This window comes from Streptomyces sp. TOM-9, assembly GCF_056858595.1.
This window is the reverse complement of the sequence record NZ_JBXEQB010000001.1, coordinates 6195811-6206268: the sequence shown is the minus strand read 5'-3', so window position 1 is coordinate 6206268 and position 10458 is coordinate 6195811. Positions and strand designations below refer to the sequence as shown.

The following is a 10458-nucleotide window of genomic DNA, read 5'->3' as shown; positions in this document are numbered from 1 at the left end:
GCGGATCCACGAGTGCTCAGGCGACGGCCGGGTCGGCCAGCAGTCCGGCGAGCACGGCGACGGCGGTGGGCTCCCGGAGCATCGTGTAGTGGTCGCCGGGGACGCCCAGCTGCCGCACGGGGCGGGTGCTGAGCCGGCTCCAGCCGAGGTCACCGCGGTCCGGGAGCAGGGAGCGCTCCGGCTTGACGAGGGTGACCGTGCGGTCGAGCGGAGCGGGTTCGTACGGTGCGGTGCAGCGGTTGTTGCGCAGCAGCCCACCGTGGTACGCGGCGTAGAGCTTGCGCAGCCCGGCCAGTTCGGTGCCGGGGGGCAGTACGCCCTGGGCGGTGGCCGCGGCCAGCAGCGCGGGCAGGCCCTCGTCGGTGTCGGCGACCGGCGGGACGCGCAGGACGACGGGGCGGCCGCGCTTGGCGCCGAGGTACATCGCGAACCAGTCGAGGAGCATCGCGGGGTCCAGCAGTTCGTCGGCACGCTTGAAGGCGGGGACGGGGGCGATGCTGTCGAGGAGGACGAGTTCCTCCAGCCGGGCGCCCTGTCCCGCGGCGTCGAGCCGGGCGGCGATCTCGAACCCGACGACGCCGCCGAAGGACCAGCCGACCAGGGAGAACGGCGCGTCCGCGGGCGCGGAAGCGGTGAGTTCTGACAGGCAGCGCTCCGCCAGGCCGGCGATGGAGACCGTGGCCGCGGCCGGGTCGAGGGCGGCGGCGAAGAACTCCGGGATGGTGCCGAGGTCGAGCAGGGACAGCGCGGTGTCCGAGGGCAGCCGGTCGGCGAGCGGCTGCCACGCCGTGGGCGCCAGTGCGCCCGGGTGGACGGCGTAGAGCCGGCGGGCCGCCCCGCCGGCCGGTTCACGCAGCGGCGTGAGGACCGGGCGGGGGGCGGTACGGTCAGGCCGCTGCGACATGGCGGGCGTTCTCCTCGGCGATGTGCTCCGACAGCGCGGCGATGGTGGGGTGGTACCAGAGCGCGGTCGCCTCCAGCTCGAAGCCGAGCCACTTCTCCAGCTCGCCGGCGAGGATCAGCGCCTCGGTGGAGTCGAGGTCGAACTCGTCGAAGTAGCGGTCGACGTCGATCTGGGCCGGCTCGACCTCCAGCCGGACCGCGAGCTTCTCGACCAGCCAGGCCTGCGCTTCCTCGGCGGTGACACGCTGCATGGGGATTCCCTCACTTCACTTCTTGATGTCGCGGGCGATGGACTCGGCGGCCTTGAGCCCGGAGACGTACCCGGCCTCGTGGGAGCCGATCAGGTCGTGGCCGATCCTGGGCGAGTGGAAGTACGAGCCGGCGAGCTTGATCCGGCCGGTGTCGTTGACGGCGTAGATGGTGCGCTGCATGGAGCGCACGTCCAGGTCGATCACCGGGTGGGTGAACGGCAGCTCGCGGATGACCAGTTCGTCGCGGGGGACGACCGGGCAGTCGAGGGTGACGAAGTAGTCCTGGCGGGCGGTGAAGCCCTGCAGGGAGTTCATGTAGTACGCGACCCAGGTGCGGGTGCGGCCGTCGACGGTCTTCAGGCCGTAGTTCCAGCTCTGCCAGCGGGAGCGGTCCGGCGGCATGCCTGACGGGTCGGTGTGCAGCACGGCCCGGGTGGAGCTGTAGCGGACCTTGCCCAGGACGTCGGCCTGCGCGGCGGTGGGCCGCTCCAGCATCGCCAGGGTCTGGTCGGCGTGCGAGGCGAGCACCGCGTAGTCGTAGCGCTCCTCGCCGTCGGCGGTGCCGATGACGACGCCGCCGTCCGGGCCCGCCTCCTCCCGGACCCGGGTGACCGGGCTGCCGGTGCGGACCGTGCCGTTGACCGCGGCGACGACCCGGCGGACGTACTCGACGCTGCCGCCGGCGACGGTCTTCCACGCCACCGAGCGGCCGCCGAGGCCACCCGGGTCGTGCGACATGAAGAAGGCGATGACGGTGGTGGCCGGCATCTCCCAGATCAGCTCGGCCGGCACCGACCAGACGGCGGTGGCGAGCAGCACCACGTAGCCGTACTTGAAGGCGTCGGAGTAGCCGCCCCGGTCCAGGTACTCGCCGAGGGCCATGTCGGTGCGCTTGCGCAGGAAGTCGCGGGGGGCCTCGCGGTGGAATCGCTCGGCGTCCCGCCACAGGGGCAGGAAGTCGGCCGGGTAGCGCCCCGCGATCTCCTCCTCGGTGAGCTCGAACTCGGCGGTGCCGTAGTCGAGTCCGCGGTCGAGGTCGAAGAAGTCGAAGCCGCCGGTGTGGTCCAGGGCCGTGGCGCCGATCTCCTGGAAGAAGGCGCTCAGCTGCGGGTACGTCCGGGAGTTGAAGACCACGAAGGCGGTGTCGATCCCGATGGTGCGGCCGTCCTCCTCCACCTCGACGGTCAGGGCGTGGCCGCCGGGCCGGTCCTCCTTCTCGTAGACGGTGACTTCGACGTCGTCGGGCAGGTGGTACGCGGCGGACAGGCCGGATATGCCGGCCCCGACGACAGCGACACGGGTGGTCATGACAGGCAGCCCCTCGGCTCGAGCAGTTCTCAGGAACCGGTCGCGTTGGGCGACGGCGGCTGGAGCGCAGAGGGCTGGGACCTCTGAAGGCGTGAAGTCGTCCGTGTCCCGCGCGGATCGGCGCGGCAGGCGGCGCACTGGGAACGTAGGGCGGCCCGGGCCGGAGGGTCAAACACCGCATCATCGACGGTTTCCGGCCCATCGGGGCCGCCGATGCGCCCCGTCCCGGGTGTCCGGATCGGTGCCCGGGGGGCACCGGGGGCGCGAACAGGCCAACTGCCGCGCGGACCGGCCTATCGGCCGCCCGGAGGTGTCCGGAAGCCCCGCGGGAGGGACTCATGTGGGTGGCGGGAGTTCCCGCCGTGACGGCGCGCACCGGCCGCGCACCCGTACCGAAGAGGAGAGAGCTGCCATGCCCACCATTCCCTGGATGCCCGGGGCCGCCGCCAAGGAGTCCGCCGGCTCCGGTGAGGCCGTGGTCATGGCCTCCAAGCTCCAAGTGAAGTCGCTGCTGAGCGTGCCCCGTTTCTTCCTGCTGTCGCTGGTGGTGTGGAAGCAGGTGCGGTCGGCGCCCGGCGTGGTCGGTGCCTCGCTGCGGGCGGAGCCGCTGAAGAAGACCTTCTGGACGCTGTCGGCGTGGCGGGACCAGGAGGCGCTGGACACCTTCGCCCGCACCGACCCGCACGCGCGGATCGTGGCGCGGCTGCGGAAGGTGATGGACCGCTCGGTGTTCGTCTTCTACCCCACCGCCCGCGACGCCCTGCCCGTCGCCTGGGACGACGCCACCCGGCGCCTGGCGGAGAAGGAGCGCGCCCAGTGAGCACCGTGACGGGCGCCGCGTCCGCGCAGGCACCGCAGAAGCCGGTGATCCCGCGCGGCCGGCTGGTGCTGCTCGCCGCCTGCCTCGGGCTGTTCATGTCGTTCATCGAGGTGACGGCGGCGATCTCCACGCTGCGCGCCTTGCAGGTCGACATGCAGGTCGCCCCCGCCGACCTGAGCTGGGTGTCCAGCACCTACACCCTGGTGGTGGCCGCGTGCGTGCTGTCGGGCGGCGCGCTCGGCGAACGCTACGGGCGGCGGCGGGTGTTCCTGACCGGCGTGGTCGCGCTGGCGGCCGGCTCGCTGGTCGTGGCCACCGCGGGCGGCTTCCCGCAGGTGCTGGTGGGGCGGGCGGTCAGCGGTGTCGGCGGTGCGCTGGTGCTGCCGACCTCGCTGGCGATCATCACCACCACCTTCTTCGTCGACCTGCCGCGCATGCTGCGCTCCATCACGGTGTGGGTGTCGGTGTCCGGACTCGGCCTGGCCCTCGGGCCGCTGCTCGGCGGCGCCCTGCTCGACCGCTTCGACTGGCCCGCGGTCTACCTGGTCAACACCCCGCTGGCGGTGGTCACGGTGGCCGTCACGCTGTACGCGGTGCGCGAGTCGAAGGTGCCCGACCGGCCGCTGGACCTGCCCGGCCAGGGCCTGTCCGTGCTGGGCCTGGGCACGCTGGTGTACGGGATCGCGGTCGGCGGCCGCGCCGGGTACGACGACCCGGTGGTGGTGGCGGCGCTGGCGGTGGGCGTCGTGTCGCTGGTCGCGCTGGTGCTGGTGGAGCGCCGTACGGACGTGCCGATGCTGGACGTGCGCATGATGGGCTCGGTGCGGGTGTCGGCGGCACTGGTGGTGGCCGCGGCGGCGCTGTTCGCGTTCGTCGGCGTCATCTTCCTGCAGGTGCTGTTCCTGCAGCGGGTGCAGGCCGTCGCGCCGATGGCCACGGGCGTGCGGCTGCTGCCCGCGATGGTCTTCTTCGTGCTGTCCACCCTGGTCGCCCAGCGGATCGCCGGGCGGGTCGGCGCGGCCCGGCTGCTGGCGGCCGGTTCCCTGGTGACGGCCGCCGCCGCCATGGTGCTGGTGCGGCAGCAGCCGGACAGCGCGTACGCGATCACGGCGGTGGGCCTGGCCCTGGTCGGTCTGGGCAGCGGGCTGGTCGTCGCGCCGTCGACGGCGGCCGCCTTCGCGGTGGTCCAGCCCGCGCAGATGGGTGCCGCGTCGAACGCCGTGACCGCGTTCCGGCAGATCGGTTCGGTGCTGGCGACCTCGGTGCTCGGCGCCGTCCTGGCGGTCCGTTTCATCGGTGCGCTACCGCAGCGGCTGACGGCCGCCCATGTGCCGCCGCCGGTCGCCGACGCGGTCGTGGCGGTGGCGCGCAGCGGCGGAAGCGGCAGCGGCCGCTCCACACCCGCGGTGACGGACGCGATCGGCGCGTCCTTCACGGTCGGCATCCACACCGGCCTGTGGGTCGTCGCCGGGGTGTCCTTCGCGGCGGCCGTGCTGGCCGCGGTGTTCCTGGCCCGCAAGCCGGCCGCGGCGTAGCGCGGACGCGGGCCCGCCGAGGACCGCGGCGCGGTGGGGGCGGCGCCCCCACCGCGCCACCGCTCAGCGGCGGAAGCGCCGCACCGCCGCGACGAGGACCGCGCCGGCCACGAGGGCGACGCTCGCGACGCCGCCCACGCTGGTGAGGAGCTCGTCCCGGGGGCCGGTGTCGGCGAGCGCGGGACCGCCTTCGGAACCGGACGCGGTGCTGTCGGCGGCCTCGCGGATCATGCGCACGACGGCGTCGGGGTGGGAGAGCATCGCGACGTGAGAGGAGTCGACCTCGACGGTGTGCGAGCCCGCCCGCTTGGCCTCGAAGCGTTCCAGCGCCGGGTTGATGGCGTGGTCGGCGGAGGCGACCAGCGCCCACGAGGGGATGGTCCGCCACGCCGCGCCGGGCGCCTTGTCGGTGAACGCCCGCAGTGCGACCGGCCGTTGCTCGGCGGACATCAGCCGGGTCGCCGCCACGGGCAGGTCCGCGGCGAAGACCTTGCGGAAGACGGAGTCGCGGATGTAGATGTCCGTGCCGCTGCCCGACCCGTCCCGGTACGGCACGGGACGCTGCGCCGAGGCGAGGTCGCTCGGCGCGAACTTCGCCGAGAGCGCACCCAGGGTCTCCCCCGCGTCCGGCATGAACGCCGAGACGTAGACCAGTGCCTTGACGTTCGGGTTCCCCGCCGCTGCGCCGCTGATCACCGCGCCGCCGTAGGAGTGGCCCGCGAGCACGATCGGGCCGTCGATGCTCTTCAGCACGCTGGCCACGTAGGTCGAGTCGCCGATCAGGCCCCGCAGCGGGTTGGCGGGGGCGACGACCGTGTAGCCGGCGTTCTCGAGGCGCTCGACGACCGGGGTCCAGCTCGACGCGTCGGCGAAGGCGCCGTGCACCAGCACCACGGTCGGCCGGGCCCCGCCGCGCGCGGCGGCGCCGTCGGCGGCCGACGAGGCGAGGGCGGGGGCGGCGGCGATCGCCGTCGAGGCGAGCGCCGCGACGAGCGCTCCCGTGCGGGCTATGCGACGTCGGTGCAGCGGAGCGGGGGAGGACGGCCCAGCCATGCTCTTCTCTCTTCCGGCCGGAGGGGCTGCTGTCGCCTCCCAGCCTTGGCCCGCCGCCGCCGTCCCGCTCGTTCCCGGGGGACGGACGAGTGACGGCGGGTCGTCCGCTCTTCGCGTGCGCTCCGCGGACGTGAAACACCGGCGTCATCGAACACGGATATGATCCGCCTCACACAAGATCCCGGACGGCCGGAAATGGTGCGCTCCCGCATGCCTTCCTGCCGCGCCGCATGCATGAGGGGAGCGTCCGATAGCCCTCCGAATATGGCTCAGCAGCGCGGGGGTGGCCACCACCCAGGTGATGCGGATGCTGCGCGGCAACCCCGACTCCGTGGACGTCCGCGTCTACGGGAGCAATGTCGATCCCTCGGCACCCGCCCTGGCCGCCTGCGACGTGGCCGAGGTGGAGCCCCGCCACGTCGGCGACGACGCGTACGCCGAATTCGCCCTCGACTTCTGCCGCAGGCACGGCATCGACGTCCTCGTCCCGCCGCGCCGGCTGACCGCGCTCGCCGGGCGGGCCGGCGACTTCGCCGCCGCGGGGACCCGGCTGATGTGCTCGCCGCCGGCCTCGATCAAGGTACTGACCAGCAAGAGCCGTACGTACCAGGAGGCGCTCGCCGCCGGGATCCCCGTGCCGCCGTGGCGGGTGGTCCGGGACGCCGACGGCCTGCGGGACGCGGTGGACGAGCTCGCCGCGACCGGCGAGACCGTCTGCATCAAGCCCGCCGGCGAGTACTCGGCCTTCGGCTTCCGCATCCTGGAAGACCGGCCGATGGACATCCGTGACCTGCTCGCCCCCGCCAGGCCGATGGCCTCGGTCGAGGCGGTCGCCCAGGCGATGAAGCGGGCCGCCGACGAGGGCGAGCACGTGCCCAGCATGATCGTCATGCCGTACCTGGAAGGCCCCGAGGTCAGCGTCGACTGCCTGTCCGCCCCGGGCGGGGAACTGCTCGCCGCGATCCCCAGGGCCAAGGAGGGCCGCTACCGGCTCCTGCTGGACGACCCCGCCATCACGGAGATCGCCCGTCGCCTCGTCAGGCACTTCGGCCTCGCCTACCTCTCCAATGTGCAGCTGCGCCACCGCAAGGGCGAGCCCGTGCTCCTGGAGGCGAACCCGCGCCCCTCCGCCGGGATCTTCCAGACCGCCTTCACCGGCGTGAACCTGCCCTGGGCCGCCGTCCGCCTGCTCACCCAGGGTGACGCCGGGCTCCGCACCGCCCCCCGCCTCGGCGGCCGCGTCGCCGTGACGGAAGCGGTCACCGAGGTCCCGGACGTCCCTCGCCTCCCTGACGTCCCGGAGGTCAACGTGGCGTGAGCCGGGACCGGGGGGCACGCTGGAGGGAGGAAGGCAGGTGGCAGTTCATGAGCAGACTCGAAGAGCAGATCGACCTGAACGTGCCGACCGAGGTGGCGTGGCAGCACCTGCACCGCCTGGAGGAGTACCCGCAGTTCGTCGCGGGTGTCCGGGAGGCCGGCGCCACCGGGGACGGCAAGGCCCGGCTCGGCGTGTCGGGGACCGGTGGCGGCTTGCTCGACGCGGAGTTCTCCGACCGCACCAAGGCCCGGAGCGACACCCGGGAGATGACCTGGCGCACCAGCGGCGGTGCCGAGATCACCGGGACGTGCTCGGTCCTCCCGATCGACGAGCAGCACAGCCGCGTCCAGGTACGCATGGAGTACGACCCCGCCGAGATCCGCGACGCCTTCGGCGGCCCCAAGGGCTTCGCCCAGGTCAGCGCAATCGAGCGCACGGTCCGTGACGACCTCGAACGCTTCAAGGACCTCGTCGAGCGCGAGCACTAGCCGGCCCTTCGCGCGGTCCGTGCGGCCCGCCACGCACGGACCGCGACGGGAGCCAGCCGTGTGCCGCTAGAGGCGGACCCCGTGCCGCCGCAGGTAGGCGACCGGGTCGACGTCGGAGCCGTAGCCCTCGCCCGTGCGCACCTCGAAGTGCAGGTGCGGGCCGGTGGTGTTGCCCGTGGAGCCCGAGCGGCCGACCTGGCGGCCCGCGGCCACGGTCTGGCCGGTCCGTACGGTCAGCGAGGACAGGTGGCCGTACTGGGTGTACATGCCGTCGTGGTGCCGGATCACGACCTGGTAGCCGTAGGCGCCACCCCAGCCGGCCTCGACGACGGTGCCCGCGGCGACCGACTTGACGGAGGTGCCGGTGGGCACGGCGAAGTCCTGGCCGGTGTGGTAGCCGCTGGCCCAGTGGGATCCGCTGCGGTGGTACGGGGTGCCGAGCGCTCCGCCGACCGGCGCGACGAAGGTCTGCGCGGCGGAGGCGGGTGCGGCGTGCCGCTCGGCGGGCCTGGCGGTCTTCGCGGGCTTGGCCGGCTTGCTGGGCTTGGCGGGCTTGCTGGGCTTGGCGGGCTTGCCTGACTTGGCGGGCTTGGACGCCTTCGCCGGCTTGGGGTCCTTCGCGGGCTCCGCTCCCGGCACGGACAGTTCCTGTCCGGGGAGGATGAGGTCGGGGTCGGCTCCGACGACCCGGCGGTTCACTGCGTAGAGCCGCTGCCAGCCGCCGCGGACGTCCTGCTCGTCGGCGATCTCGGAGAGCGTGTCCCCGCTGACGACCGTGTAGGAGTCGTCCCGCGCCGCGGGGGGACGGTCCGTCCCGGGCTTCTCCTTGGGTTCGGTCTTCTTTGCCGGGGCCGCCGCACGTCGCGGCGGGTCCTGCGCCCGCGGTCCGCCCCGGGTGAGCCCGGCGCGCTGTGAGCAGACGGGCCACGCCCCGGGACCCTGCCCGTCCAGGACCCGTTCGGCTATCGCCATCTGCTCGGACCTGGTGGCCAGGTCGGCCCGGGCGGCGAACTTCCCACCGCCGTAGGCCTTCCACGTCGACTGGGCGAACTGCAGCCCGCCGTAGTAGCCGTTGCCGGTGTTGATGTGCCAGCGGCCGCTGCTCTCGCACTGGGCGACCTTGTCCCACGTGCCGGTCGTGGCCGCGCCCGCGCCCGTGGCCGCGACCAGCGGCAGGGCGAGTCCCGCTCCGGAGGCGGCGGTGACGGCGACCGACACCGGCGAGAGCCGGCTCGGCGGCTGGGGTCTGCGGTGGCGACCGCGCACGGGCCGTACGGGCATGGGGGGACCACCTCTCGGCTCCGGACACACGGCCGTACAAGTACGACAGAGGGATCTTGTCGCCGCAAGGGTGCTTTTGAGACTCTGTCGTCCCAAACCGTGCGGCCCGGAACCGGGTTGGCGCGGTGGCGCCCCCTGTCAGGACGTGCGGGGCGGCAGCGGGAGCGGCAGCCCCGGCAGGCCGTCGAGGCTGACCGCGACGTACGGCTTGCCCACGCAGTAGTCGCTGAAGGACTCCTCGGTCTCGCGGGAGAAGCGCTGGGTGTGCAGGGGCCGTTCCTCACGGAAGTCCAGGAAGGGGACGGCGAATCCGCAGCTGTCGCTGATGCGTTCGGCGGTGACGACGATGACGGCGCGCAGGTCGGTGCGCGCGCGGATGTCGTCGGAGAAGTGCGGGAGCAGGTCGTCCCATCGCGGGTCGTCGCGGAAGACGGGCTCGCCGCGGCCGTGCACCCGCACGATGGTCGGGGGCCCGGTGAAGGCGCACCACATCAGGGTGATGCGTCCGTTCTCCCGCAGGTGGGCGATGGTCTCGGCGCCGCTGCCGCCGAGGTCGGCGTAGGCGAAGGTGCGGTCGTCGAGGAGGGCGAAGGAACCGTCGAGGCCCTTGGGCGACACGTTGACGTGCCCGTCGCCGGACAGGGGCGCGGTGGCGGTGAAGAAGACCTTCTGCTCCTCGATGAACGCGCGCAGGCGCCCGTCGATGCGTTCGTACGTCTTTCCCATGCCTGTGATTCTGCGGCGGCGGCCCGGCTTCCGCCGCACCTTTTCGGCCGTGGGCGGGTCAGCGCCGCCGGGGACGGCGGGGGCCGTCGTCCGCTCCGTCCCGGACGACGATGCCCAGCGCGGCGGCCAGCGCCGGGGCCAGGTCGAGCAGCTGGGCGCTGCCGATGACGGCGCCGCGCAACGAGTCGTGCCCGTCGGCGAGGTCGAGGCGGGTGGCGCCGCGCAGGTCGGTGGCGTCGAGCTCGGCACGGCCGAGCCGCAGGCGTTCCAGGGCGGTGCCGGGGAAGGAGACGTCCTTCAGGCGGGCGCCGCCGAGGTCGACGTCGCGCAGCACGCAGTCCTCGAAGACGACCTCGTGCAGCCGGGCCGAGCGCAGGTTGACGGAGTCGAACTTGCAGCGCCGGAAGGCCACCCGCCGCAGCACCGCGCCGAAGGCCTCGACCCCGGCGAGCACGCAGGAGTCGGCGGTGGCGTCCATCCAGTTCGTCTCGGCCGCCGAGGTGCCGACGAAGCGGTCGCCCTGCAGCCAGACCTCGTTGAAGCGCGCCCGGCGCAGGCTGCCGCCCTCGAAGACGGTGTCGGTGACCGCGCACTCCAGGAAGACGGCGCCGCCGGCGTCCTGTTCGCCGAAGGTGAGTCCGTCGAAGTGCACGGTGTCGTACCGCTCCTCGACGCCCAGCCCGGCCTCGTCGAACGGCTCCAGCGCCTGCGCGTACGGCAGCTCGGACAGGGACTGCGGTGCCTTGAAGGTCATGGCGGCCACGCTAGTGGCCCC

General features: G+C 73.4%; 11 protein-coding genes. 4 read left to right on the top strand and 7 right to left on the bottom strand.

The window, feature by feature from the left end; genetic code table 11:
• Positions 1–16: 16 nt before the first annotated feature.
• Genes AC1VWI_RS29115 through AC1VWI_RS29105 form a run of 3 tightly spaced genes read right to left on the bottom strand, consistent with a single transcriptional unit; the run spans position 17 to position 2462 of the window.
• A complete protein-coding gene (locus AC1VWI_RS29115) occupies positions 17–904 on the bottom strand; it encodes a thioesterase domain-containing protein (RefSeq protein WP_499513959.1) in 888 nt (295 codons plus the stop codon).
• Entirely contained in the window at positions 888–1154 is a 267-nt protein-coding gene (locus AC1VWI_RS29110; protein ID WP_499513958.1) for an acyl carrier protein, read from the bottom strand. Before AC1VWI_RS29110 ends, AC1VWI_RS29115 begins: the two co-directional genes overlap by 17 nt.
• Before the next feature lie 15 nt (positions 1155–1169).
• Entirely contained in the window at positions 1170–2462 is a 1293-nt protein-coding gene (locus AC1VWI_RS29105) for an NAD(P)/FAD-dependent oxidoreductase (RefSeq protein WP_499513957.1), read from the bottom strand.
• A 412-nt stretch (positions 2463–2874) separates the two neighbouring features.
• On the opposite strand from AC1VWI_RS29105, the gene AC1VWI_RS29100 reads away from it, so the two are divergent.
• Positions 2875–3282 carry a DUF3291 domain-containing protein gene (locus AC1VWI_RS29100; RefSeq protein WP_499513956.1) on the top strand — a complete coding sequence of 136 codons (408 nt, stop codon included), beginning with the start codon at positions 2875–2877 and terminating at the stop codon, positions 3280–3282.
• Positions 3279–4817 carry an MFS transporter gene (locus AC1VWI_RS29095; protein WP_499513955.1) on the top strand — a complete coding sequence of 513 codons (1539 nt, stop codon included), beginning with the start codon at positions 3279–3281 and terminating at the stop codon, positions 4815–4817. Before AC1VWI_RS29100 ends, AC1VWI_RS29095 begins: the two co-directional genes overlap by 4 nt.
• 63 nt (positions 4818–4880) lie before the next feature.
• Here AC1VWI_RS29095 and AC1VWI_RS29090 read toward each other — a convergent pair whose 3' ends face one another.
• The gene (locus tag AC1VWI_RS29090) at positions 4881–5870 is read right to left on the bottom strand and encodes an alpha/beta fold hydrolase (protein WP_499513954.1); all 990 of its coding nucleotides are present in this window, start codon (positions 5868–5870) and stop codon (positions 4881–4883) included.
• Between the two features lie 283 nt (positions 5871–6153).
• On the opposite strand from AC1VWI_RS29090, the gene AC1VWI_RS29085 reads away from it, so the two are divergent.
• Positions 6154–7188 (top strand): ATP-grasp domain-containing protein, encoded by a 1035-nt coding sequence (locus AC1VWI_RS29085; RefSeq protein ID WP_499513953.1) that lies wholly within the window; start codon positions 6154–6156, stop codon positions 7186–7188.
• Between the two features lie 47 nt (positions 7189–7235).
• Entirely contained in the window at positions 7236–7676 is a 441-nt protein-coding gene (locus AC1VWI_RS29080) for an SRPBCC family protein (RefSeq protein ID WP_499513952.1), read from the top strand.
• 66 nt (positions 7677–7742) lie between these two features.
• Here AC1VWI_RS29080 and AC1VWI_RS29075 read toward each other — a convergent pair whose 3' ends face one another.
• The 3 genes from AC1VWI_RS29075 to AC1VWI_RS29065 form a co-directional block, all read right to left on the bottom strand.
• A complete protein-coding gene (locus AC1VWI_RS29075; RefSeq protein WP_499513951.1) occupies positions 7743–8957 on the bottom strand; it encodes a transglycosylase family protein in 1215 nt (404 codons plus the stop codon).
• A 138-nt stretch (positions 8958–9095) separates the two neighbouring features.
• Positions 9096–9683 (bottom strand): pyridoxamine 5'-phosphate oxidase family protein, encoded by a 588-nt coding sequence (locus AC1VWI_RS29070; RefSeq protein ID WP_499513950.1) that lies wholly within the window; start codon positions 9681–9683, stop codon positions 9096–9098.
• 58 nt (positions 9684–9741) lie between these two features.
• Entirely contained in the window at positions 9742–10437 is a 696-nt protein-coding gene (locus tag AC1VWI_RS29065; protein WP_499513949.1) for a pentapeptide repeat-containing protein, read from the bottom strand.
• Between the last annotated feature and the right edge of the window lie 21 nt (positions 10438–10458).

Coding starts and splice junctions, on each gene's coding strand:
- AC1VWI_RS29105 (WP_499513957.1), bottom strand. CDS start 2,462: ATGACCACCCGTGTCGCTGTCGTCGGGGCCGGCATATCCGGCCTGTCC.
- AC1VWI_RS29100 (WP_499513956.1), top strand. CDS start 2,875: ATGCCCACCATTCCCTGGATGCCCGGGGCCGCCGCCAAGGAGTCCGCC.
- AC1VWI_RS29090 (WP_499513954.1), bottom strand. CDS start 5,870: ATGGCTGGGCCGTCCTCCCCCGCTCCGCTGCACCGACGTCGCATAGCC.
- AC1VWI_RS29115 (WP_499513959.1), bottom strand. CDS start 904: ATGTCGCAGCGGCCTGACCGTACCGCCCCCCGCCCGGTCCTCACGCCG.
- AC1VWI_RS29065 (WP_499513949.1), bottom strand. CDS start 10,437: ATGACCTTCAAGGCACCGCAGTCCCTGTCCGAGCTGCCGTACGCGCAG.
- AC1VWI_RS29080 (WP_499513952.1), top strand. CDS start 7,236: ATGAGCAGACTCGAAGAGCAGATCGACCTGAACGTGCCGACCGAGGTG.
- AC1VWI_RS29110 (WP_499513958.1), bottom strand. CDS start 1,154: ATGCAGCGTGTCACCGCCGAGGAAGCGCAGGCCTGGCTGGTCGAGAAG.
- AC1VWI_RS29075 (WP_499513951.1), bottom strand. CDS start 8,957: ATGCCCGTACGGCCCGTGCGCGGTCGCCACCGCAGACCCCAGCCGCCG.
- AC1VWI_RS29070 (WP_499513950.1), bottom strand. CDS start 9,683: ATGGGAAAGACGTACGAACGCATCGACGGGCGCCTGCGCGCGTTCATC.